The sequence below is a fragment of the Bradyrhizobium altum genome, from assembly GCF_020889705.1.
Classification (GTDB): domain Bacteria; phylum Pseudomonadota; class Alphaproteobacteria; order Rhizobiales; family Xanthobacteraceae; genus Bradyrhizobium; species Bradyrhizobium altum.
Map to the genome: position 1 here is coordinate 1 of NZ_JACMYP010000148.1, position 22,689 is coordinate 22,689.

29 protein-coding genes and 1 pseudogene are annotated in these 22,689 nt (G+C 63.4%); 17 read left to right on the forward strand and 13 right to left on the reverse strand.

The window, feature by feature from the left end; genetic code table 11:
• Both H8B02_RS49085 and H8B02_RS29455 read right to left on the reverse strand, forming a co-directional pair.
• Positions 1-95 (reverse strand): annotated as a pseudogene (locus tag H8B02_RS49085) (hypothetical protein); the annotation flags it as partial.
• Positions 96-199: 104 nt separating this feature from the next.
• Positions 200-1,138: a hypothetical protein gene (locus tag H8B02_RS29455; protein ID WP_229169456.1), complete on the reverse strand. Its 939-nt coding sequence runs from the start codon at positions 1,136-1,138 to the stop codon at positions 200-202.
• Between the two features lie 178 nt (positions 1,139-1,316).
• Here H8B02_RS29455 and H8B02_RS29460 point away from each other — a divergent pair, with 178 nt between their 5' ends.
• The gene (locus H8B02_RS29460; RefSeq protein WP_229169457.1) at positions 1,317-2,297 is read left to right on the forward strand and encodes an IS1595 family transposase; all 981 of its coding nucleotides are present in this window, start codon (positions 1,317-1,319) and stop codon (positions 2,295-2,297) included.
• A gap of 4 nt (positions 2,298-2,301) precedes the next feature.
• Here H8B02_RS29460 and H8B02_RS29465 read toward each other — a convergent pair whose 3' ends face one another.
• The 3 genes from H8B02_RS29465 to H8B02_RS29475 all read right to left on the reverse strand — a co-directional run bounded on the left by H8B02_RS29465 (position 2,302) and on the right by H8B02_RS29475 (position 3,740).
• On the reverse strand, positions 2,302-2,730 hold the full coding sequence (locus tag H8B02_RS29465; protein ID WP_229169458.1) for a hypothetical protein: 429 nt from the start codon (positions 2,728-2,730) through the stop codon (positions 2,302-2,304).
• A gap of 12 nt (positions 2,731-2,742) precedes the next feature.
• The gene (locus H8B02_RS29470) at positions 2,743-2,967 is read right to left on the reverse strand and encodes a hypothetical protein (protein ID WP_229169459.1); all 225 of its coding nucleotides are present in this window, start codon (positions 2,965-2,967) and stop codon (positions 2,743-2,745) included.
• Positions 2,968-3,284: 317 nt separating this feature from the next.
• On the reverse strand, positions 3,285-3,740 hold the full coding sequence (locus tag H8B02_RS29475; RefSeq protein WP_229169460.1) for a hypothetical protein: 456 nt from the start codon (positions 3,738-3,740) through the stop codon (positions 3,285-3,287).
• 105 nt (positions 3,741-3,845) lie between these two features.
• On the opposite strand from H8B02_RS29475, the gene H8B02_RS29480 reads away from it, so the two are divergent.
• Together H8B02_RS29480 and H8B02_RS29485 are read left to right on the forward strand one after the other, a co-directional pair.
• Positions 3,846-4,088 (forward strand): DUF6471 domain-containing protein, encoded by a 243-nt coding sequence (locus H8B02_RS29480; protein ID WP_224497342.1) that lies wholly within the window; start codon positions 3,846-3,848, stop codon positions 4,086-4,088.
• A gap of 19 nt (positions 4,089-4,107) precedes the next feature.
• Entirely contained in the window at positions 4,108-4,296 is a 189-nt protein-coding gene (locus tag H8B02_RS29485) for a hypothetical protein (protein WP_229169461.1), read from the forward strand.
• A gap of 2 nt (positions 4,297-4,298) precedes the next feature.
• Here the strand turns inward: H8B02_RS29485 and H8B02_RS49090 are convergent, their stop codons facing one another.
• Positions 4,299-4,553 carry a hypothetical protein gene (locus H8B02_RS49090; RefSeq protein ID WP_376711723.1) on the reverse strand — a complete coding sequence of 85 codons (255 nt, stop codon included), beginning with the start codon at positions 4,551-4,553 and terminating at the stop codon, positions 4,299-4,301.
• Here H8B02_RS49090 and H8B02_RS29490 point away from each other — a divergent pair.
• A complete protein-coding gene (locus H8B02_RS29490; RefSeq protein ID WP_229169462.1) occupies positions 4,544-5,782 on the forward strand; it encodes an amidase in 1,239 nt (412 codons plus the stop codon). The genes H8B02_RS49090 and H8B02_RS29490 overlap by 10 nt on opposite strands.
• A gap of 116 nt (positions 5,783-5,898) precedes the next feature.
• Here H8B02_RS29490 and plsY read toward each other — a convergent pair whose 3' ends face one another.
• The 3 genes from plsY to H8B02_RS29505 all read right to left on the reverse strand — a co-directional run bounded on the left by plsY (position 5,899) and on the right by H8B02_RS29505 (position 9,084).
• Positions 5,899-6,495: a glycerol-3-phosphate 1-O-acyltransferase PlsY gene (gene plsY / locus H8B02_RS29495; RefSeq protein ID WP_229169463.1), complete on the reverse strand. Its 597-nt coding sequence runs from the start codon at positions 6,493-6,495 to the stop codon at positions 5,899-5,901.
• Between the two features lie 329 nt (positions 6,496-6,824).
• On the reverse strand, positions 6,825-8,126 hold the full coding sequence (locus H8B02_RS29500; protein ID WP_229169464.1) for a dihydroorotase: 1,302 nt from the start codon (positions 8,124-8,126) through the stop codon (positions 6,825-6,827).
• Positions 8,127-8,130: 4 nt separating this feature from the next.
• Positions 8,131-9,084 (reverse strand): aspartate carbamoyltransferase catalytic subunit, encoded by a 954-nt coding sequence (locus tag H8B02_RS29505; protein ID WP_229169465.1) that lies wholly within the window; start codon positions 9,082-9,084, stop codon positions 8,131-8,133.
• A gap of 331 nt (positions 9,085-9,415) precedes the next feature.
• On the opposite strand from H8B02_RS29505, the gene H8B02_RS29510 reads away from it, so the two are divergent.
• From H8B02_RS29510 to H8B02_RS29540, 7 genes are all read left to right on the forward strand, one after another.
• Entirely contained in the window at positions 9,416-10,084 is a 669-nt protein-coding gene (locus H8B02_RS29510; protein ID WP_229169478.1) for a M15 family metallopeptidase, read from the forward strand.
• Positions 10,085-10,213: 129 nt separating this feature from the next.
• Entirely contained in the window at positions 10,214-10,627 is a 414-nt protein-coding gene (locus H8B02_RS29515) for a hypothetical protein (RefSeq protein WP_207829975.1), read from the forward strand.
• A gap of 35 nt (positions 10,628-10,662) precedes the next feature.
• Positions 10,663-11,115 (forward strand): hypothetical protein, encoded by a 453-nt coding sequence (locus tag H8B02_RS29520; protein WP_229169466.1) that lies wholly within the window; start codon positions 10,663-10,665, stop codon positions 11,113-11,115.
• 134 nt (positions 11,116-11,249) lie between these two features.
• On the forward strand, positions 11,250-12,893 hold the full coding sequence (locus H8B02_RS29525) for an acyl-CoA dehydrogenase family protein (protein ID WP_229169467.1): 1,644 nt from the start codon (positions 11,250-11,252) through the stop codon (positions 12,891-12,893).
• A gap of 10 nt (positions 12,894-12,903) precedes the next feature.
• A complete protein-coding gene (locus tag H8B02_RS29530) occupies positions 12,904-13,677 on the forward strand; it encodes a CPBP family intramembrane glutamic endopeptidase (protein WP_229169468.1) in 774 nt (257 codons plus the stop codon).
• 157 nt (positions 13,678-13,834) lie between these two features.
• Positions 13,835-14,596: a hypothetical protein gene (locus H8B02_RS29535; RefSeq protein WP_229169469.1), complete on the forward strand. Its 762-nt coding sequence runs from the start codon at positions 13,835-13,837 to the stop codon at positions 14,594-14,596.
• A gap of 228 nt (positions 14,597-14,824) precedes the next feature.
• Positions 14,825-16,036, forward strand: coding sequence for an ABC transporter substrate-binding protein (locus H8B02_RS29540; RefSeq protein WP_229169470.1), 1,212 nt, complete (start codon positions 14,825-14,827; stop codon positions 16,034-16,036).
• Positions 16,037-16,082: 46 nt separating this feature from the next.
• Here H8B02_RS29540 and H8B02_RS29545 read toward each other — a convergent pair whose 3' ends face one another.
• The 3 genes from H8B02_RS29545 to H8B02_RS29555 form a co-directional block, all read right to left on the reverse strand.
• Entirely contained in the window at positions 16,083-17,009 is a 927-nt protein-coding gene (locus H8B02_RS29545) for an AEC family transporter (protein WP_229169471.1), read from the reverse strand.
• A gap of 2 nt (positions 17,010-17,011) precedes the next feature.
• Positions 17,012-17,494: a Holliday junction resolvase RuvX gene (ruvX, locus tag H8B02_RS29550; protein ID WP_229169472.1), complete on the reverse strand. Its 483-nt coding sequence runs from the start codon at positions 17,492-17,494 to the stop codon at positions 17,012-17,014.
• Positions 17,495-17,568: 74 nt separating this feature from the next.
• Positions 17,569-18,459 carry a LysR family transcriptional regulator gene (locus tag H8B02_RS29555; RefSeq protein WP_229169473.1) on the reverse strand — a complete coding sequence of 297 codons (891 nt, stop codon included), beginning with the start codon at positions 18,457-18,459 and terminating at the stop codon, positions 17,569-17,571.
• Between the two features lie 117 nt (positions 18,460-18,576).
• Here H8B02_RS29555 and H8B02_RS29560 point away from each other — a divergent pair, with 117 nt between their 5' ends.
• The 3 genes from H8B02_RS29560 (at position 18,577) to H8B02_RS29570 (ending at position 21,091) form a co-directional block, all read left to right on the forward strand.
• Positions 18,577-19,557, forward strand: a complete 981-nt coding sequence (locus tag H8B02_RS29560) for an NAD(P)H-dependent flavin oxidoreductase (protein WP_229169474.1) — start codon at positions 18,577-18,579, stop codon at positions 19,555-19,557.
• Between the two features lie 18 nt (positions 19,558-19,575).
• On the forward strand, positions 19,576-20,652 hold the full coding sequence (locus H8B02_RS29565; RefSeq protein ID WP_229169475.1) for an NAD(P)H-dependent flavin oxidoreductase: 1,077 nt from the start codon (positions 19,576-19,578) through the stop codon (positions 20,650-20,652).
• A gap of 124 nt (positions 20,653-20,776) precedes the next feature.
• The gene (locus H8B02_RS29570) at positions 20,777-21,091 is read left to right on the forward strand and encodes an NIPSNAP family protein (protein WP_097673410.1); all 315 of its coding nucleotides are present in this window, start codon (positions 20,777-20,779) and stop codon (positions 21,089-21,091) included.
• Between the two features lie 29 nt (positions 21,092-21,120).
• On the opposite strand, the gene H8B02_RS29575 is transcribed toward H8B02_RS29570, so the two are convergent.
• On the reverse strand, positions 21,121-21,297 hold the full coding sequence (locus tag H8B02_RS29575; protein ID WP_229169476.1) for a hypothetical protein: 177 nt from the start codon (positions 21,295-21,297) through the stop codon (positions 21,121-21,123).
• 361 nt (positions 21,298-21,658) lie between these two features.
• Here H8B02_RS29575 and gatC point away from each other — a divergent pair, with 361 nt between their 5' ends.
• The 3 genes from gatC to H8B02_RS29590 all read left to right on the forward strand — a co-directional run.
• Positions 21,659-21,946, forward strand: coding sequence for an Asp-tRNA(Asn)/Glu-tRNA(Gln) amidotransferase subunit GatC (gene gatC, locus H8B02_RS29580; RefSeq protein WP_229169477.1), 288 nt, complete (start codon positions 21,659-21,661; stop codon positions 21,944-21,946).
• A 23-nt stretch (positions 21,947-21,969) separates the two neighbouring features.
• Positions 21,970-22,212: a hypothetical protein gene (locus H8B02_RS29585; RefSeq protein ID WP_173642511.1), complete on the forward strand. Its 243-nt coding sequence runs from the start codon at positions 21,970-21,972 to the stop codon at positions 22,210-22,212.
• On the forward strand, positions 22,209-22,689 hold a 481-nt coding region (locus H8B02_RS29590; protein ID WP_249795570.1), incomplete at its 3' end, for an amidase. The genes H8B02_RS29585 and H8B02_RS29590, both read left to right, overlap by 4 nt.

Here is a 22,689-nt window from a genome sequence, read left to right on the forward strand (position 1 = left end):
GATGCGCCGCCGCGGCGCGCGAGATCCGGCAGGCGCTCCAGCGCGTGCGCGGCATCGCCAAAATGGCGGAGCAGCGATGCAAAGGTGCGCGGCCCCGGTATTATGGCGCAAACGCCACAAGGGCACGCGCCGAATACCGTCCATTTGAAAGGAATGGACGATGCGTGGGATACGAATGGCTTGGGCCGTGATCATCGCCCTAATCTGCGTAACTGGGCATCCAGTGATGGGTAATGATGAGGCTATCTTTTGCAATGTTTTCATCCATCCCGATTGGTCTCGGGAGCACGACGCCTTCCTCCCGGTCGGAGTCGACAAAACGGATCAACCGATACAGCTTCGCGGTTCGGGCCTCCTTGCGATCTGGGGTTGCCCAGTACCGAACGATAACCGCGATTTGAATGATTACGATGTTCGGATTTGGATTTCCGCAGTCGCTGATTTCATTCCTCGTGAGGACAAGCCTTGTGCTTTGTGCAACGTCCTCATGTGGAAAAAGAAAGTGCCCGACAGCGGCAGATCGCGGCTCCAGCAGCGCTTCCTCTATGCTTATAGGACTCTCGTTAGGTCTGGCGTAAGCTTTTACATAAACGTTGACATCTTGAGCCGGGATTACCCCGACATTCTTGAGAACCATTTTGACTACAAGGCGGCAAGCGTTGCCGTCCCAAACCAGATCGCTGTCGAGGCTAACTTCCGGCGATACCCAAGCTCTTTGAGAGATATGCATCGCCTCAGAACTGATACGATTTGCCTCACGAGCTGCGGCTATAGAGTCTTGCATCTCACTGGATTGGGCGTCGGAGCTTTCCCGCAGGAACTCAAGCTGCCTCTCGCCAGCCCTATAAAGACTGTTCGTAGCCAGCCAGAGCCCAATGGTAGAGATAGCCAAAACGATGGTGAAACCGCCGACAACGCTCTTGTCGTGTCGTTCAAGGAATCCATCGAGCGAGTCAATCGCGGCGATTACTCCCGTGTGGAAGGTGGGGCAGTATTTCTTATTATCGTGGTTGGAGGATTGCTCACCGTGCTCTGGCTGTATCAGGCACAACGATAGGTCAGGAACCGGACCCCAACTAAGAAGCTCGGCAAATACAAGATAGACAAGCGCTATAAGCGCCCAAGTTCGCTTATGCATTCCTCTCGCCCCCGTCTCCCGCCAATACTACCTATTGGCGTTCCGGAGGCGCAATACACCTAAAAGGGATTACCGCGATGCACCTAACGATTTCGTGACCTAACGAAAACGATAGATTTCTTGACCTTGGGCCAAACCTATCATATTCGTTACCTATCGTATTCGTTAGGTAGCGGCTGTGTCCCAACACTTCCTCCTCAGCAAAGCGGCAAAGACCCTGAGCCTAGCTCAGGTCTTCCGCATGACTGATGCGGAAGCCGAGACGGCCTTCAAGGCTGTCCGTTGGGCTTCTACCGATGGCGCTCCGGTGTGTCCGTCCTGCGGCTCTGTTGAGGCTTACGAAGCCCGCCGTCCGAACGGCTCCCTGCGCTTCCGCTGTAAGGGCTGCAAAAAGGACTTCACGATTACCAGCGGCACGCTGTTCGCCAGCCACAAGCTGCCCCTGCGCGGCTATCTGGCGGCCATCGCCGTGTTCTGCAACGAGGTGAAAGGCAAGTCCGCGCTGGCGCTCAGCCGCGACCTGGGCCTCTCCTACAAGTCCGCATTCGTCCTCCTACACAAGCTGCGCGAGGCAATGGCGGAGGAGTTGAAGGGCCGCGTCGTCGGCGGCGAAGGCAAAACGGCTGAAGTAGATGGCGGCTATTTTGGAGGTTATGTAAAACCAGCAAACCAGAAAGAATATCGCCGCGACCGCCGATATGCCCGCAATCAAAATGGGAAACGGAAGGTCGTCGTCGTCGTCCGTGAGCGCGGCGGCAATTCTGTGCCAGCAGTGTTTGGCTCTGAAAGCCAAGCCGCCGCTTTCATTCGTGCCCGCATTGCGAAGGGGACTGTCGTTCATGCCGACGAAGCCGCTTCTTGGGATGGATTACACGAACGTTTTGAAATGAAACGAATCAACCACCAAGAAGCTTACTCCTTGGACGGCGCCTGCACCAATCAGGCTGAGGAGTATTTCAGCCGTTTGCGGCGTGCTGAGATCGGTATCCACCATCATATTGCTGGTGCGTATCTGCTCCGCTACGCGCAGGAGTCCTCATGGCGCGAGGATAATCGCCGCGTCTCCAATGGGGATCAGGTGAACCGCATTGCGGCGCTGGCCTTAAAGCGCGGCAAGTCTGCAGACTTCACGGGATACTGGCAGCGGCACATTGACTAACTTTCTAAGCATACGGTTCAAGTCCGCGACGCTTTAGGCGCTCAAGCATTCTGTCGATTTGCTCGCCATTCAGTCCGCCGATGATGAGGTTCTGAGATTTCGCGTATTCAGGAGCCACGAAGTATTTTGGACCCCAAGCAAGTTGCATACGACTATTTAGCCCAAGTGCGAATCTAGTCGGCTTGTGCAACCCCAAGGCCTGATATTCCAGCGGCGGAATAATCAAATCCTCTTTGTAATGTCGTGCCTCAAACTCACCTGTCCCATAGGTGCAGATCACAGCGCCAATTTTCTGCTGTTGATTGACGCGGACATCCAACACCAGCGACGGTCGCGCGATCGGACCGGGCGTGAGTCCGCTCTCCGGATAAAGACACCAGACAATGTCGTACTGCAGCGGAAGGGTTTCGAGCGGATAGAAGATATGCCCCATATAGGGGCAATATCACGACTTACGGTTGACGGAAATCCATTCCCCACTCTTGAAGAGGTCTGCACACTCGGCATTCGCAGCGTCGATCTGAGCTTGGGATGGCTCCGAATAGTCGATGCGATATTTGCCGACTGTCGGGACATTCTCAGCCGGCGACACGTCCTGTTTCTTGGACGGGTGCACCCATTCCGAGAAGTCAGCAACCGTAGCCTGAAGAAATGCCATTAGAGCGGCCATGACGCCTTCCAAAGCGCAATTCGTTGTTTTTTGATTCTGCGCATTCGAGTTAAGGAACCCTTACGCTACCTTTAGTTTCAGGGTCATCCAACAAGGTTCAAACCTTGACAGGCCAATTATGGCGCTCCTGTGCCAGCCCGGCAACAGCACTAAGGTTTGATGGTTTATTGTGACGCATGTCACATAAGTATCCTCACGCCAGATTCAACGCACGCCATGTGGAGCTTGTTCCCGAAGTGGAAGCGGCCCCAGCGGGCGCGTGCCAAGGCCGTAATCCAGATGGGTTCGCGTTGTGCCGTCGGAATTTCCAGCACTGGCTAGATGCCGGCTAATCGCCATCTAGCCGGGCTGGCCTCGCCAACCCGCTCCACGCCTTTCCCCTCATGGTTCTTGAGGCTGTGCTGGATGCCCAGCGCGATGCCCTGTACGTCGTCGCCGGTAGCGTCCTGCACGCCATGGGCGGCTAGAACCGCCTTCGCCAACTCCGTGGTGGTCATCGGCTCCGTGGCCGTCCTGAGCACGTCCAGCGCCCGCCTGTAGAGGGTGCCGCGCTTGAACCACGGGTTTGGCTTCCGCCGCTTCACCGCGATCCGACCCAGGTTGTACGTGGGGTCCAGCATCTTGATGACGGCCTCGACGTGCCGCATCTGCTCGCTCAAGGCATCGTGCTGTTGCCGGTTGGCGAGTATCTGCCCGCCAAGCTCCATATGGAGCCGTTCAAGGGTGTTGATGGCCGGACGCGTGTGAGGGTCTTTTGTCGGTCTGCCGCGCATTGCCGCATCCTATCGAATGTGATAGCTAACGGATATGAACCGTTTGACCGGAAGTCAAGGCCGGTCTATCGTATTTGTTAGCTCACGTAATCGATAGGAGATGCCATGGTCCTACCCAAGGCAGAAGAGGAATGGGGCCAGCGAGCCAGTGCCTTCCTCAAGGCGGAAATGAAGAAAGCCGACGTGACCTATGCCGAGTTGGTCAAGCGGTTGAAGAAGCACGGCCTCAAGGACGAGACTGAGGCCGGGATCACCATGAAGCTAAAGCGAGGATCGTTTACGGCGATCTTCTTTCTTGCGTGCGTTGCGGCGCTAGAGCTTGAACAGGTGGTGCTGGAGGAGATTTAACAGTCAGACGGAACGCGAAATGAATAGACCAATTTGGGGCCGTTTGATCGCCGTGGCCGTGGTTGAGTTGGTAATAGGCGGTATGTGGCTGTTCGGCACTCTCAACCCGGCGATTTTCGCTGTGCTGATGCTTGGTGTGCCTTTCCTAGCTGCGATAGTGGCTCTGCCAATAGTGTATTTGATCAAGCGCTCTTCAATTCAAAAATAGACCTACCAAACTAGGCCGCGTTTAGCCGCTTGTGGCGTTTGCGCCATAATACCGCGCGGCCCGACATTGTCGGAGCGGATCAGCCGCAGCCGGTTGAGCCGTTCGGTGTCGGTGAGTTCAGTGGTGCTGGGTGACCGGTCATGCATGCGGGCTCTAGCTTCGCCCAACCTGGGATTGTGATCAACCGCGACATTGGCGGAGCAGGCGTGACGCGCTACAAGCGGTCGCCAATTCGAGGAAGCCGCCCATGATCTCATTTGCCGACCTCCAAGCGCGTATCGAACAGGGCGCGCTGTCGCCTGAAGCGGCTATCGGCCAATCGCTGGAGGCGATCGGTGCGCGGGACAAGACGATCGGCGCCTTTGTCCGCCACGACGCGAAGGCACGCGCGCAGGATGCCGGGCCGCTGCGCGGGATCGCGGTCGGCATCAAGGACATCATCGATACCGCCGGATTCCCGACCGAGATGGGGGCTGCGATCTATCGCGGCCATCAGCCGCGCGCCGACGCGCCGGTGGTGGTGGCGCTGAAGCAGGCCGGCGCCACCATCATCGGCAAAACCACGACGACCGCGTTCGCCGCGAACGATCCGACCGCAACGCTCAATCCGCACAATCACGCGCACACGCCGGGCGGCTCGTCGTCGGGCTCGGCAGCCGCGGTCGCCGCGGGGATGATCCCGCTGGCGCTGGGCACGCAGACCGGCGGATCGGTGATCCGGCCGGCCTCGTTCTGCGGCGTCGCCGCGATCAAGCCGAGCTACCGGCTGCTGCCGACCGTCGGGGTGAAGTGCTTCTCATGGACGCTCGATACCGTCGGGCTGTTCGGCGCCGGCGTGCGCGATGTCGCGCTGGGGCTGGCTGCGATGACCAGGCGTCCTGAGCTTGTCGTGCCGTCCGAGGTCGCGGCACCGCGCATCGGCGTCGTGACGCAGGCATTTGCCGGCGCGCCCGAACCATCTGGCGCGGAGGCATTGCAGAAGGCGGCGCGGGCGGCGGAGCGGGCGGGCGCAACCGTGCGCGAGCTCGCGATGCCCGAGATCATCGCGGAGGCATGGCGGATCCATCCGGTGGTGCAGGAGTTCGAGGCGCATCAATCGTTCGCCTGGGAGTACGGCCAGAACTACGATGCGATGCCGCCGCTGCTGCGCGGCCGGCTCGACGAGAGCAAGGGCGGTACGCCCGCCGAGTATGATGCGGCGATGGACGTCACGCTGCGCGCGCGGCAGGCGCTGGCCGCGATTTTTGGCGATGTCGATGTGCTGCTGACGCTGTCGGCGCCGGGTGCCGCGCCGAACGGCTTGGCCTCGACCGGCGATCCCCGCTACAACCGGCTCTGGACGTTGATGGGCGTACCCTGCGTCAACGTGCCGACGCTGATTGCCGAGGGCGGATTGCCGGTCGGCGTGACCGTGATCGCGGGTTTTGGCGGCGATGCAAAGGCGCTGGCGGCGGCGAGCTTTGTCGAGGACGCTTTGACAAAATAGACCTCGTCATTCCGGGGCTCGCGAAGCGAGAACCCGGAATCCATTTCACCGCGAAACATGCGGCCCAATGGATTCCGGGTTCGATGCTGCGCATCGCCCCGGAATGACGGAGAGAGTTACTTCTTCTCGCCGATCTTGCCTTCGGTGCCGGCCTGCAGCCGCTTGATGTTCTCGCGGTGCGTGTAGAATAGCAGCAGCGTCAGCACGGCGAACAGCGAGGCGAGCGCGTTATGGCCGAACCACCACAGGAACAGCGGCGTCACGAACGCGGCGATCAGCGCCGACAGCGACGAGTAGCGCGTGGTGGTGGCGGTGCCGATCCAGATCACGGCGAAGATCAGCGCCGCGGGCCAGAACAGGCCGAGCAGCACGCCGAGATAGGTGGCGACGCCCTTGCCGCCGCGAAACCTGAGCCAGACCGGGAAGAGGTGGCCGAGGAACGCGCCCAGCGCCGCCAGCATCGCCGCGTTCGGGCCGTCGATCGAGCCCGCGATGATGACGGCGACCGTGCCCTTGAGCATGTCGCCGATCAGCGTCGCCGCGGCGAGGCCCTTGTGGCCGGTCCGCAGCACGTTGGTGGCGCCGATATTGCCCGAGCCGATGGTGCGCAGATCCTGCGTGCCGGCGAGCCTGGTGAGGATCATGCCGAACGGGATCGAGCCCAAGAGATAGCCGATCAGGAAGGCGGCGAGCAGCAACGCGTCAGCAGACATCGCGGTGGTTCCCTGGACGGTCGATCCGGTCTATTTTTGGCAATTCCGTCAATGAAATATTAAGCATCAATCCGCACCATGGCCTTGGAAATGAGGGAGCTTATCATGGCTTCTGTTCGCAGGCGGCTTGAGCAGGTTTTCTTTGTGGTTTACGTCGCGGCCATCGTCGTTGGAACGACGATGGAAGCGATGTCGCAACTCGCGGCGCGCTGAGTTCCACGCCGATTTAGAGCCTTTTTCCGTTCCGATTGAATCGGAACGGGGCTCTAGTTTTTTGTTTTGACGCGTTTTCTTCACGCGAACCGGTATCCACTTCGCTCGAAAACGCTTCAGACGTGTTCGTACACCGTCCGTCCGCCGACGATCGTCCGCGTGACGCGGCCCGAGAAGCGGGCGTCGTCGAACGGCGTATTCTTGCATAGCGATTTGAGATCGTCGCGGTCGAGCACCCAGGGGGTGTCGGCGTCGATCACGATCACGTCGGCGGGGGCCCCGGCGCGCAGCGTGCCGCCGGGCAGGCCGAGCAGTTCCGCCGGCCGCGTCGACATCGCCCGGATCAGCGTCTTGAACTCCATCTCGCCATTGTGGATCAGCCGTAGCGCCGCCGGCAGCATGGTCTGCAGGCCGACCGCGCCGCTCGCCGCTTCCGCGAACGGCAGCCGCTTGACCTCGACGTCCTGCGGATTGTGATCGCTCATCACGACGTCGATCAGCCCGGAGGCGAGCGCTGCGACCAGCGCCCTACGGTCCTCCTCGGTGCGCAGCGGCGGCGCCAGCTTGAGGAAGGTGCGGTACGGGCCGATGTCGTTCTCGTTCAGCGTCACGTGGTTGATCGAGACCGAGGCCGAGACGTTGAGGCCGTTGTCGCGGGCACGCTTGAGGATCTCCAGCGACTCGATCGAGGTCAACGAGGCCGCGTGATAGCGCCCGCCGGTCAGCGCCGCGAGCCGCATGTCGCGCTCGAGCATGATCGACTCGGCGGCGGTAGGGATCCCGGCGAGGCCGAGCCGCGTGGCGAATTCGCCCTCGTTCATCACACCTTCGCCCACCAGATTCGGGTCCTCGGTGTGATGCACGATCAGCGCGTCGAAATCGCGAGCGTAGGTCAACGCGCGCCGCATCACCTGGGCATTGGTGACGCTGCGGTCGCCATCGGTGAAGGCGACGGCGCCGGCGGCCTTCAACAGGCCGATCTCGGTCATCTCCAGGCCCTGCATGCCCTTCGTCAGCGCAGCCATCGGGTGAATGTTGACGATCGCGGTGTCGCGGGCGCGGCGCAGCACGAAGTCGACGGTCGCCGAATTGTCGATCACCGGCGAGGTGTCGGGCTGGCAGATGATGGTGGTGATGCCGCCGGCGGCGGCGGCCTGGCTGGCGGATGCAAAGGTCTCGCGGTGGCTGGCTCCGGGCTCGCCGACGAAGGCGCGCATGTCGATCAGGCCGGGGGCCACGATCTTGCCGGCGCAATTGACGATGTCGGTGCCTTCGGGGACGCCGGCGGCGCCGATGCCGCGCTTGGCGTCACGGATCACGCCGTCGGCGATCAGGACGTCGCCCGGACCGTCGAAGTCGCGGGACGGATCGATGACGCGGGCGTTGGCGAGCAGGATGGGGCGGCGGTCAGTCAGCATGGCGTCACGCGTTCGGCAGGTTGCGGGCGAGCGCTTCGAGCACTGCCATGCGCACCGCCACACCCATTTCGACTTGTTCACGGATCAGCGACTGCGCGCCGTCGGCGACGAACGTGTCGATCTCGACACCGCGGTTCATCGGGCCGGGATGCATGACCAGCGCATCGGGCTTGGCGTAAGCGAGCTTCTTCTGGTCGAGGCCGAAATAGTGGAAATACTCCTGGCTCGAAGGCACGAAGGAACCGTTCATGCGCTCGCGCTGCAGCCGCAGCATCATCACGATGTCGGCGCCGTTCAGCCCTTCGCGCATGTCGCGCGCGACCTCGACGCCCATCCGCTCGATGCCGCGCGGCAGCAGCGTGGAGGGGCCCACCACGCGGACGCGGGCGCCCATGGTGTTGAGCAGCAAGATGTTGGAACGCGCCACGCGCGAATGCAGCACGTCGCCGCAGATCGCGATCGTCAGCCCCTCGAGCCGGCCCTTGTTGCGGCGGATGGTCAGCGCGTCGAGCAGCGCCTGGGTCGGGTGCTCGTGGGCGCCGTCGCCGGCGTTGATCACGGAACCGTCAACCTTGCGCGCCAGCAGTTCGACCGCACCGGAGGCGTGGTGGCGCACCACCAGGATATCGGGGTGCATCGCGTTCAGCGTCACCGCGGTGTCCATCAAGGTCTCGCCCTTGCGGGTCGACATCGATGACACCGACATGTTCATGACGTCGGCGCCCAGGCGTTTTCCGGCGATCTCGAACGAGGACTGGGTCCGGGTCGAGGCCTCGAAGAACAGATTGATCTGGGTTCGGCCGCGCAGACTGGCGCGTTTCTTGTCGACCTGGCGGTTGAGCTCGACATACTCCTCGGAGAGGTCGAGCAGGCCCGTGATGTCGTCAGCGGAAAGGCCCTCGATGCCCAGCAGATGCCGGTGACCGAGGACAAAAGTCGATTTTAATGATGGGGTCATTAAAGCGAGAGCTATAGGCGCGGATGGCCGGTGGGGCAAGCGCGAAGAGGGCCCGGAGGAGTTTTCCCCGAGTAAGATGGGGCTGGGTTTCTCCGCCATCATGCCAGGGCCTATTGCGAGCTGTCCGCGCCTTGCTTTTGCTGGTTTTTCCGGAACAAGACGTGGACGACCGGGCTCAGGCGGAGCAGAGGCGAGGTGTCCCTTGGACGGCCATGCAGCCAGGACAGCGGAGCGAGGACTCGTGAAAATTGCCGTGATCGCACTGCTGGCGATCGATTTGATCTCAGGGTCGATCTCGTCTGCCTTCGCTCAGAGCCTGCCCGGCGACTTCATGTTCCTGCGCGACATCGATCCGACCATCATCCAGGACATCCGCTACGCGACCTCCAACAATTTCATGGGACGGCCGATCGCGGGCTACGGCGCGGCGGAATGCGTGGTGAAGCGGGAGGTGGGGCGTCGGCTCAAGGCCGTGCAGCAGGAACTGGCGCGGCAAAGCCTGTCGCTGAAGATGTTCGATTGCTACCGGCCGGCGCGCGCGGTCGCCGACATGGTGGCGTGGTCGAAGAACGGCAAGGAGACCGCCGCCGAGCGGCGCTACAACCCGGCCTTCTCGAAGGCCGATCTGTTCCGCCTCGGCTATATCGCTACCCATTCCGGTCATTCGACCGGCGCTGCGGTCGATCTCACGCTGGTCGATCTGACCGCGGACAATTCGCGCAAGTTCGACCCGGCCAGGGCCTATGCCGACTGCACCGCGCCGGTCGCCGAGCGCGCGCCGGAGGGCAGCGTTGACATGGGTACCGGTTACGACTGCTCCGATGCGAAGGGCCATACCGCCGCCAGCGCGATCACGCCGGCGCAGCGCCGCTGGCGCAACCTTCTGGTCGCGGCGATGGCCAGGCAGGGATTCGTGAACTATTCAAAGGAATGGTGGCACTTCTCGCTGCCGGGAGTAGGCGAGGCGGCCTACGATTTCCCGATTACCCGGGCGCACTAGCGCAGGATTTTCTTCAAATCCGGGGCATTTTCGCAAGACAAGGCTTGCCATCGCAAAAGTAGCCGAATGCACGTTCAACACTCCTTAATTGTGGCCGTTTGAAGTGCGGGCATTACAGGAGCACGAAGCATGCGTTTCGGAGCCATTGCCATCATTGTCGTCGGCGCTGCCGGCATTGCGATCTACGACCAGTACGACAAGAGCGCGAATTACCAGCGCGTCGATGCGCGCATCAGCGGTGTCAGCGAGCAATGCTATCTGGAAAAGGTCGAGCGCGGCGTCATCACCAAGACGACGTGGACCTCCGACCTGACCCGTTGCGAAATCGCCGAGCTGCTGCGCAAGGAGCATCCGAAGTGGCAGGGCTATGACCTGAAGCACAAGATCGAGGTGAAGGTCGTCTATGTCTCGCCGGTCGATGGGGCCACGCACCAGTCGAGCCTGCAGATGTCCTACTTCCCCAACGGCAAGCCGCTGCGGGCCGGGGACGTGTTTCCGGTGCTGGCCTCCAAGAGCAAGGCGGAGAAGACGCGCACGATCTGACCGTCGCCGCGGTTCGGAAGGATGGGAGTTCGACCATGCGTCTGGGGCTCTACGGCATCATCGCGATCGGCGTTGCGGGGTTCTATGCCTACGGCGAACTCGACAAGCGGGTGAACTTCCGGCCGATCGACGCGCGCGTCAGCAACGTCAAGGAGCAATGCTATATGGAGAAGACCGAGGACAATCGGAGCTCGACCTCGGATCTGTTGCCTTGCGAGCTTGTCGAGCTTCTGGCGCGTCACCATCCGAAATGGCAGGGCTCCGACATCAAGCACAAGATCGAGATCCGGTTTGCCTACATCTCTCCGGTCGACGGCGCCGCGCATGAATCGAACCTGCAATTGGCTGAATATCCCGATAACCGGCAACTGAACAGCGGCGACATCTTTCCGGTCCAGGCTTCCAGGAAGGAGGCGAACCGGACCCGCGCCAATGACTGGGTCGACCGGTGGCTCGGCCGCCATGCGCCGAGGCACGGAAGCATCTAGCGGACGCGTACTTTTCGCTGCCCCGTGCCGGCTTGCAGGCTTATGATCCCCCGATTCCAGTTACGGCGCTGCTGCCGCCAACGAAGACCGTTGTCCGGGCATCGCGCGCAGAGCGACCAATCGCCGGGGAGACCATGACGCAGGCTCCGTTCGCCACCCACGATGTCTTCAACCAGTCGCCGCTATTTTGGGATGTCGATCTGTTCGCGACGGACGCGCCGCTGGCCGCGGCGGTCGCCGCCAATGGCGGGGCGGCGGCCAGCGCAGAGCTGGCGGATTTCGGCAAGCATTGGGGATCGGCCGCCATGGCCGAGCGCGGCCGGCTCGCCAACGAGAACACGCCGAAATTGCGAACGTTCGATGCCAGGGGCAATCGCCGTGACGAGGTCGAGTTTCATCCGGCCTATCACGAACTGATGGCGCACTCGGCCCATGCCGGCGTGCACAACTCGACCTGGACCGCGGACGGCAAGCCGGCCGGCGGGGCAGCCGAGGTGGTGCGCGCGGCAAGGTTCTATATCGCGTCCCAGGTCGAGACCGGTCATCTCTGCCCGATCACGATGACGCGCGCCTCGGTCGCGGCGCTGGCCTCGCAGCCGGACATTCTGGCGAAGACGATGCCTGTGATCGCCACGCGCGCCTATGACCCGAGCTTTGCGCCTTGGTGGACCAAGCGCGGCATGACGCTTGGCATGGGCATGACTGAAAAGCAGGGCGGCACCGACGTGCGCGCCAACATGACGCGGGCCGAGCGCGACGGCGATGCCTGGCGTATCACCGGGCACAAATGGTTCATGTCGGCGCCGATGTGCGACGCGTTCCTGGTGCTGGCACAGGCCGAGCAGGGGCTGAGCTGCTTCTTCATGCCGCGCTTTGCGCCCGACGGCACGGTCAATGCGATCCACTTCCAGCGGCTGAAGGACAAGCTCGGCAACCGCTCCAATGCCTCCTCGGAGGTCGAATTCCACGGCGCCCATGCCGAATTGATCGGTGAGGAGGGCAAGGGCATCCGCACCATCATCCAGATGGTGCAGCTGACGCGGCAGGATTGCGCGATCGCCTCCGCCGGCCTGATGCGCTCGGGGCTGGCGCACGCGCTCAATCACGCGCGGCATCGCAGCGTGTTCCAGAAACATCTCGCCGACCAGCCGCTGATGCAGGCGGTGCTGTCGGACATGGCGCTGCATGTCGAGGCGTCGATCGCGCTGGTGATGCGGCTCTGCCGCGCCTTCGATCGCGCGCCCACCGATGCAGGCGAGGCCGCCTATATGCGGCTGCTGACGCCGGCGATCAAATACTGGACCTGCAAGAGCGCACCTGGCTTCCTCTATGAGGCGATGGAGTGCCTGGGCGGCAATGGTTATGTCGAGGAGGGCATTCTGGCGCGCCATTACCGGGAGTCGCCGGTCAACGCGATCTGGGAAGGTTCAGGCAACGTGATGTGCCTCGACGTGTTGCGCGCGCTCGGCCGCGAGGCCGATGCCGCGCTCGCCGTGCTGCGTGCGCTCGCCGACGAGACCAAGGGCCTGCCGGGCGCCGCTGAGGCTGTTGCGTCGATCGGACAATCGTTCCGCCGGCCGGACAGCGAGCGTATCGCACGGCTTGCAGTCGAGAAGTTGGCGCTGCTGGCCGCCACCGCGGCGCTCAACCAGGTCTCGCCCAAGAATGCCGAATTGTTTGCGGCGACCCGGCTTGCCGAATGCCACGCCGGCATGTACGGCGCGGTGGACCTCTCCGATGCCGATCAGCGCGCGCTGCTGGCGCGGGCGCTGCCATGAAGGTTTGCTGATGGACGCACTCAATCCCGATACTCCGCCGCCCGCTATCGATGCTCCGCCACGTCCCCCTCGGGTCTGGAAATTCTGGGGCACCGCGCTGTGGGGCCTTGTGATCTTCGTCGCGATGTTCCTCGGCCAGGTCGCGGTCATCGTCTACCGCATTATCGCGCAGGGCGGCGAGCTGTCGGCGGCCGGCATCACCCACGTGGTCGCCGACGGTCTGACGATCTCGCTCTCGGTCCTCGCCGGCCTGCCGATGGTGCTGCTGGTGCTGTGGTTCGCGATCCGCCGCACCGGGATCCCGTTCGCCGATTACCTCGGGCTGCGCGGAACGTCGTGGAAGAACGTGATCATCGGCGTCGTCGCGCTCGTCGTGCTGGTCGGCGCCTGGGACATGGTGTCCCGCGCCGCCGGCCGCGAGGTGACGCCGGGCTTCATGGGCGACGTGCTGAAATCGGCGCAAGAGCACAGCGCGCTGTGGCTTCTGGTGATCGCCTTCGCCGTGGGCGCGCCGCTCTGGGAAGAATTGTTCGCGCGCGGCTGGCTCTATCGCGGCTGGTCGGAATCCAGGCTCGGCCCCTATGGCGCGATCCTGCTGTCGTCGATTGTCTGGACCGTGATGCACCTGCAGTACGACTGGTTCTTCCTCTGTGAGGTGCTGTCGATCGGGTTCTTGTTCGGCTATTTGCGCTTCCGCACCGGCTCGACCTGGCTGACCATCCTGCTGCACGGGCTGAACAATTTTGCGGCGACGCTCCAGACCTGGTGGCTGGCGGGGCAGTAGACAGTCTCTCTCCGCCGTCATTGCGAGGAGCGAAGCGACGAAGCAATCCATGTCTCAGCGAACGGAGAGATGGATTGCTTCGCTTCGCTCGCAATGACGGGGATACAATAAATGCGTTACTCCAGTAAGCGTGCGCGTTTCGGAGAATGGACGATTGATGTCTAATCAAGCCCCCGACGCGTTCAACGCGCACATGCTGACCTATCGCCACCATCTTCATCGCTTGAATCGCGACCTGGCGGAGGACTACATACGCGAGCATAGCCATTACCTGTCCATGGCCATCGACGAGTTGGCCAAAGCGGCCCCCGTTGCCCGTGCCATCGCAGATCTTCACGATGCGATCCTTCGATCGCCCGCGAGAAAGTTCTGGCCGATCATCCGCGAAGCAAAAGGTGCGCTCTACATTCGATCAACCGATCCCGGCCAGGAGTGCCCTTGGCCATGGCGGCGAACGCACGGCGGCAACCTGCGCTACGACTTGCCGGGGTATCTGCTTTTCTCGCCGTTTCCCCCAAATTTCTGTCGCATGGTGGATGGTGGCCTGAGACATCTTCGAAAGTTGGCGGAGCGCGTGCGAGACCTGACGAGCGAGGCTGATGTTTGGGTCCCAGTCCTTGCTGCTGCGATTTCTTGGAGCACGCTTGGGGCGAAGCACCTCATTCCCAAGATGAAGGCGTTCCAAGGTTTTGCGACGCCCGAAAGCATGGCGGCCTTGGATCGGTGGTCCGATGAACAACAGCGTGATTCGCGAGTCACGCTGCGGATTTCGCAAGGGACGCTTGTGTATACTGACGGCTCAGAACGTTGCGAGATTACAATCTCTGATGCGCTGAGTATGCCGCTCCGTGTCCCTTCGGTGCCTGATCGTTTCGAAGAAAAGCATTGGGTCCGGGCTGGAGAGCGCCGCTATTTGTGATGGCGCGCCTAAAGCCCACCGCGTCAATCACGATCGGCATCGTAATGGCCGCCGCGATGGTCTGCAGCATGATGGTCAGGAACCCATAGCGGCGCGTCGGCGTCCGCTCAGGAAGCTGACGGAGGGGATATCAGCGTCCCCCTTCGAGTGCTATGATCCAGATCGATGAACGAGCGCGGGCCGAACTGAAACCAGGCAGCGGCGGCTGCCGTCGTGCGAGCTCTTCTCATGGCCATGTTGATCCGAACTCTGCTGGCCAGCGTCGTCGCGCTGGCGTCGCTCGGTGCCATCACGCAGCAGGTGCGCGACCAGGGCGTTACCGACACAGAAATCCGCATCGGCAATCTAATGCCGTATAGCGGCGCGCTCGAGATTTTCGGCCAGATCGGCAAGGCGGAAGCCGCCTATTTCGAAATGATCAACGAACGCGGCGGAATCGGCGGCCGCAAGATCCGTTTCATGTCCTATGACGACCTGTCGGATGCTTCCAACGCCATGGACCTCACGCGCATTCTGGTCGAGACCGACAATGTGCTTTTGATGTTCGGTTCGTTCGGCGCGCCGGGGAATCTCGCCGCGCGGAAGTATCTCAACGAACGGCAGGTCCCCCAGCTTTTTGTTGCCTCCGGCGATCAGGACCTCAGCGAGCCGTCGGTCTATCCGTGGACCATGGGCTGGCAGCCTTCATACCGCGAGGAGGGGCGCATCTACGCCAATTACATCCAGGCTTTCTATCCCGGAAAGAAAATCGTGGCGCTCTGGGAGAACGACCAGTTCGGCCGGGAATTGTTCAAGGGATTGGTGCAAGGTCTGCGAGACGTCGCCCACAACATCAGGGTCGACATCGCCTATGATGTCGACGATCAGCATCTGGACGGCCACATATCGATCCTGAAGCAATCGGGGGCCGAGGTCTTTGTGTTTGCCGGGGTGCCGGAAAATGCCTCGAAGGTGATCCGGGCTGCGGCCGAGCACGGCTGGCGGCCGGTGTTCATCGTGAACCAGATGGCGTCATCGATCGAGACGGTGCTCAAGCCGGCCGGCACGGAGAATGCGACCGGGGTCGTCACTGCCGCCTTCCTGAAGGATGCAAGTGATCCGGCCTGGAGGGAAGAGCAGGGCGCCTGGCGCAACTTCCTCGACAAGTACACGAAAGCCGGCGGCAAGGATGACGCTGCCGCAGTCTACGGCTATGCGGCCGCCGAAACGCTGGTCCAGGTGCTCAGGCAATGCGGCAACGATCTGTCGCGTGAAAACGTCATGAAGCAGGCTGCGGCACTCAGGGATTATCAGGCATCCGCCTTGCTCCCCGGCATCAAGATCAATACCGGTCACTTCCGTCCGGTCGAGCAATTGCGGCTGCTTCAGTTTGATGGCCGCAGCTGGCAGCCGATCGGTGAGGTGCTCGATACTGCGTTCACCGGTTCGTCCGGAAAATAGCGACGATCAGCGCAACGAGCCGACCTGCGCAAGCGCATGCCGCATGCTACGGCCCAACAGCGGCAATCACGATCGGCATCGTGATCGCGGCCAAAATCGTCTGCAGGGTGATGATCTGGGCGAGCAGCGGCGCGTCGCCGCCCATCTGGCGCGCCAGCACATAGGCCGACGGAGAGGTCGGCACCGCGGCGCAGGCCGCGACGATGGCGAGATTGGCGCCGGTGACGCCGAACCACACGGCGAGCGCGACGGTCAGGACGGGCATTGCGACCAGCTTCAGCACCAGCGCGATGCTGGCGGCGAGGCTGGGGCGGAAAATGCCTTCCAGATGCAGCCCGGCGCCGGTCACGAGCAGGCCGATCGCGAGCGACGAGCCGCCGAGCGCGTCGGCGACGTCGTGCCAGATTTTCGGTAGCGGGACATGCGTGACGTTGATGGCGAGCCCGATGACGCAGGCCCAGATCAGCGGGTTCTTCACGACCGTCATCACGATCGCGCCGGCGGACCGCTTCTCGGCTGAGGCATATTTCGCCAGCACCGCGACGCTGAAGACGTTGACCAGCGGAATGATCGCGACCATCGCGACCGAGGCCAGCGCAAGTCCGACCTTGCCATAGAGATTGCCCGACACCGACAGCGCGACATAGGTCTGCCAGCGGGTGGCGCCCTGGAAGATCGAGGAGAAGGCGGGGCCGTCGACCCCGGCGCGGGCGAGCGGGGCCCGCAGCGCGAGACACAGCAGGCACATCACCAGCGCGGCGAGCAGCAGCGCGCCGCCGACACCCGCGACCGGCACCTTGGTGAGATCAGCCTTCACGAGCGTCTGCACCAAAAGCACCGGGAACAGCACGTAGTATGTGAGCTGTTCCAGCCCGTGCCATTGGGTGTCGAGCCGCACCAGCGTGCGTCTCAGGATGAAGCCGAGCACGATCAGCAAAAACACCGGCAACAGCGCCGCGATCACCACGGCCATCGTCAGCGGTCTCCGCGCAGCTTCGCCAGCCGGTCGAGCGCGCCCTGCAGGATGAAGATCGCGGCGTGCTCGTCGATCACCTCGGCACGCCGGGCGCGGCTGACATCCATCCCGATCAGCTCGCGTTCGACCGCGGCGGTCGACAGCCGCTCGTCCCACAGCCCGATCGCAAGCGCAGTGAGGCCTGCGAAGTTGCGCGCAAAGGCCCGGGTCGATTGCGCGCGCGGGCCCTCGCTGCCGTCCATGTTGATCGGCAGGCCCAGCACGAAGCCAACGGCGTTGCGCTCGGCTGCAATCGCGAGCAGCCGCGCCGCATCGGCCTTGAACTGCTTGCGCCGGATGGTCTCGACGCCGGTCGCGAGCCGCCGATCCGGATCGGAGACGGCAACGCCGATGGTCTTGGTGCCGAGGTCGAGGCCGACCAGCGCGCCGCGGTCAGGCCAGTGCGGTGCGGCTTCGATCAGAGGAAGGATGGGGGCGGGCATGCCGTGCGCTTAGCATGCACCCGTGCGCCGAGGCAAAGCCCGGCGGCGAGCGGCCGTCCATGCGAAAACGCCGGTCAGGCGGCGATCACCCGATCGTCGCCGCCAAGGCATGCGGCTAGTCCCTGCAACGCGCTGGATTGGTGCGTGGCGCGGCGCTGGATGAACAGCGTCTCGACATGCGCATGCTGCGGATTGAGCTTGTGGATCTTGACGTCGCGCTGGACGTGGTCGCGCTCGACCACCGCGCGCGGCAGGAGCGTCACGCCCATGTCGGCGGCGACGCAGCCGACCATGCCGTCGAGCGTGCCGAGCTCGAAGCGGGCGGCGGACGGCCAGCCGAACTCGGTGAACACCTGTTCGAGGCGTTGCCTATAGGTGCAGCCGGTGCGGAACACCAGCGCAGTCGGACCTGACTCTGGCGTGCCGGCGCGCAAGGCGGCGAGCGATTTCCAGCGCTGCGCGGTGACGAGCACCAGCTCCTCGGTGAAGGCTGATGTCGCTGACAGTTCGGCGTGCTCGATCGGACCGGCGACAAAGGCGCCATCGAGCGAGCCGTCGAGCACGGCGGCCACGAGGTCAGCGGTCGGCGCGGTGCGCAAGGTCAGGCGCACCGCCGGATAGCGGCGATGAAACTCGGCAAGCAGCGTCGGCAGCCGCACCGCGGCTGTCGTCTCCATCGATCCGATCGACAGCGGCCCCTTCGGCTCGCCATCGTCGCGCGCGGCGAGCACCGCTTCGCGCGACAGCGCCGCCATGCGCTGCGCATAGGGCAACAGGCGGCGGCCGGCGCCGGTCAACGACATGCCGCGGCTGTGACGCTCGAACAGCGGCGTGCCGATCTCGGCCTCCAGCGCCTTGATGCGCTGGGTGACGTTGGACTGCACGGTGTTCAGCTCGTCGGCGGCCCGGGTGATGCCGCCGAGCCGGGCGACCGTGGAAAAGGTGAGCAGGTCGGTCAATTCCATCTGGGACCACCGTTTCATTTTAGAGATGTCAGCGTTCTCTAGTATTCATTTTCCGAGAATGTTAGGCCCGCTTAAGCTGCGAGTCCAGAACAGCAAGTCCAGAACAGGGAGCAACGCATGCCGATCGGCACTGAATTGACGGCTCGTCTGGGCATCGCGCATCCGATCCTGCTGGCGCCGATGGCGATGATCACGGGAAGCCGGCTGGTGATGGCGGTGAGCGACGCGGGGGGCCTCGGCATTCTGGGCGGCGGCTATGGAGATCGGGCCTGGCTCGAGGCGGAGACTGCGGTGCTCAGGCGATATCACCGCCCATTCGGGATCGGCTTTATCACCTGGAGCCTCGCCAAGCAGCCCGAGCTGATCGATATCGCACTGCAGGCGCGGCCGCGCGCGGTGATGCTGTCATTCGGCGATCCCGCGCCCTTCGCGGCCAAGATCAAGGCTGCGGGCGCGCTCCTGATTTGCCAGGTGCAGAGTGAGGACATGGCGCAGCAAGCGCTCGATTGCGGCGCCGACATCCTGATTGCGCAGGGCACGGAGGCGGGCGGTCACGGCGCGTCGCGCACCACGCTCGACATCGTGCCCGCGATCATCGATTTCGCGGCAGGGCGCGTCCCGGTCGTCGCAGCCGGCGGCATCGCTGATGGCCGCGGCCTCGCGGCGATGATGATGCTCGGCGCATCCGGCGTGCTGATGGGAACGCGGTTCTATGCCAGCGTCGAGGCCGACGCGCCCGAAAAGGCGAAGCAGCTGATCTGCGCGGCGAAGAGGGGCGAGACGGTGCGCGGCGTGGTGATGGATTGGTCGCGCAAGCTGATGTGGCCGGCGCCATTCACCGCGCGCTCGCTCTCCAACGATCATCTGCGGCGCTGGAGCGGCCGCGAGATCGAGCTGATGCAGCGCGCGGACGAGATCGCGGTGGAATACGCCGCCGCGAGGGCCGCGGCCAATTTCGACGTTGCCGCGGTGTTTGCCGGCGAGTCCGTCGGGCTGATCCATGATATCGTTCCCGCGGCCGAAATCGTCGGCCGTATCGTCGCCGAGGCCGAGCAGTCGCTGCAGGGCCGGCGCAACTCTCTTTCCTCTTTGTCCTGAACAAGCGCGAGACAGACCATGTGGCCGGACCGTCGATTGATCGATCGTTTCAAGACCGAATTCCCGATCGTGCTGGCGCCGATGGCCGGCGTGATGGATGCGGAGCTTGTGATTGCGGTGGCGCAGGGCGGCGGGCTCGGCTCGCTGCCATGTGCGATGCTGTCGGCCGAGAAGGCGCGTGAGCAGGTCAACATCATCCGCCAGCGCGTGTCTGCGCCGGTCAACCTCAACTTCTTCTGCCACAAGGCGGTCGACGCCGATCCGGCGCGCGAGGCGCAATGGCGGCAGCGGCTGGGGCCTTACTATCGCGAACACGGCCTCGATCCGGATGCGCCGATCAACGCGGCTAACCGCGCGCCGTTCGATGCGGCATTCTGCGCAGTGGTCGAGGAGCTGAAGCCCGAGGTCGTCAGCTTCCATTTCGGCCTGCCGGAGCCAAAACTGTTGCAGCGGGTGAAGGCAGCGGGCGCCATCGTGATGTCGTCGGCGACGACAGTGAAGGAGGCGATCTGGCTCGAGGAGAACGGCGCCGACGTCGTCATCGCGCAAGGCGCCGACGCCGGCGGCCATCGCGCCATGTTCCTGACCGAGACGATTGCCGAGCAGCCCGGCACGTTCTCGCTGCTGCCGCAGGTGGTCGACGCGGTGAAGGTGCCGGTCGTCGCGGCCGGCGGTATCGCTGACGGACGCGGGATCGCGGCGGCCTTTGCGCTCGGCGCCTCCGCTGTGCAGATCGGCACCGCGTTCCTGCGCTGCCCGGAATCCAAGGTCAGCGCGGCGGGCCGCGTGGCGCTGGCGCAGGCGAGCGATGAATCGACCGTCATCACCAATGTGATGACCGGCCGCCCGGCGCGTGGGGTCGCCAACCGCGTGATGCGCGAGGTCGGCCCGATCTCGCCGGACGCGCCGGCGTTCCCACACGCGGCGACCGCCCTCGGGCCGCTGAAGGCGGCTGCCGAAAAACAGGGCAAGGTCGATTTCACCAACCTCTGGGCCGGGCAGGCGGTGCGGATGGGCAAGGAAATGCCGGCCGCCGAGCTGACCCGCGCGCTGGCGGGCGCCGCGCTTGCGCGGATGGGCAAGATGGCGGGCTGATTTCACCTCTGTCTGCGCAATTTCGGTGCTGCCCCCACTGCCGCCTCGGATATGCGGGTATCGAGAGGCGGCAGTTCACTTGTCGCATCACTTGGCCCACCACCTGGCGCAGGAGCACCACGGCATGATCACCTGTTATCTGCGATACGAAGTTCGTGCCGACAAGCTCGCCGAATTCGAGGCTTATGGTGCGATGTGGCTGGAGCTGGTGCCGCGGTTTGGCGGCACTCATCACGGCTATTTCCTGCCTTCCGAGGGAGCAAGCGACGTCGCGTTGGCGATCTTCAGCTTCCCGAGCCTTGCGGCCTACGAACAGTACCGCAAGGACTCAGCGCTCGATCCGGACGTTCAGAAGGCCATCGCCTTCGCGAGGGAGACGCGTTGCTTTGTCCGCTATGAGCGGTCGTTTTTTCGGCCATTGCTGCCGAAGCCGGCCTAGCCGACCGTGGCAGGCCGGACGGCTCTGTCTCAGACCTGACGCGCGGGCTCGCTCCGGTTGATCTCCAGGTGCTCGGTCGCGAGCCTGCGATAATGCGCGGCCATTTCCCTGTAATGCTGCCGGGAGATCGGATCCGTGGCGCTCTCGGCGCGGCGCTCGAACATCTCGGCCTTTTCCTGCAGAGCTTTTGCCTGGGATTTGGCCATGGCTCGCCTCGCTCAGACCAGACAGGCCACGTAGAGGATCGCGATCCCCAGCACCGTGCCGATCGACCACAGGGCGGGGTCCCAGCCCTCCGGCCGGGGGCGGTTTTCCAGCGTTTGCATGACGCACTCCGAACTTTTCTATTTGGAGGGAGTAGGCGCTCTGAATGTTTCGGCACCACTTCGTGGCAGCCGCAAAGTGGTTTCGTCGCAGGCTTTGCGGCCTGAATGCGCGCCAGAATGTCTCGCCCGGGTGGCCGGCAGGGTGCCGAAGCCCCGGGGGCTGAGGGATTCGCGCGGTTGCGGCGCAAAACCGGCCTCTGCTATACGGCGGGCTGACCTTTCAGCCCCGAGGCCCTATATAATGTCCGTCGACGCCACGACCGTCCGCCGCATCGCGCACCTGGCGCGGATTGCGGTCAGCGACGCCGAAGTTCCCCATCTCCAGGGCGAGCTGAACGCGATGCTGGCCTTTGTCGAGCAACTGTCGGAAGTGAATATCGACGGCGTCGAGCCGATGACCTCGGTGACGCCGATGGAGATGAAGAAGCGCGCCGACGTGGTCAATGACGGCGAAATCGCCGGCGACATCGTCCGCAATGCGCCCGATACGACCAACCACTTCTTCCTGGTGCCGAAGGTGGTCGAGTAGTTCTCTGTTCTGGGACGGTCCCGATGTGTCTGCTCTGCGACGATGAGAAGGCCTACAAGGCCTATATGGACTTCCTCGATGCGATGGAGCGCAAGGGGAAGGTCGCCGATCCCAATGCGGCGATGGACGCCGTGCTCGACCATCTCGAGGCGCTCGATGCCGCCCGCGCCAAGGAAAATGCCCAGAGAAATATGAGCCCCCGGCAGGACGACCCCGCCAACGACAAGACCCTGTCTCCGTTCTTCTGCAGCCCGATCAATAAATGACCGATTTGACATCGCTGACGATCGCCGAGGCCCGCGAGGGCCTGGCGAGCAAATCCTTCACCGCCCGCGAACTGACCGATGCGCATCTGGCCGCCATCGAAGCCGCGCGCGTGCTCAATGCCTATGTGCTCGAGACGCCGGACCGCGCCCGCGAGATGGCGAAGGCCGCCGACGAGAAGATTGCAAAGGGCGAGGGCGGGCCGCTGGCCGGCATTCCGATCGGCATCAAGGACCTGTTCGCGACCCGCGATATCCGAACCACGGCGTGCTCAAAAATCCTCGGCAATTTCATTCCGCCGTACGAGTCGACGGTGACCTCGCAGCTGTGGCGCGACGGCGCGGTGCTGCTCGGCAAGCTCAACAATGACGAGTTCGCGATGGGCTCGTCGAACGAGACCTCGTGCTTCGGCCCGGTCACCAACCCGTGGCGGCGCGAAGGATCCAACACCACGCTGGTGCCGGGCGGCTCGTCCGGTG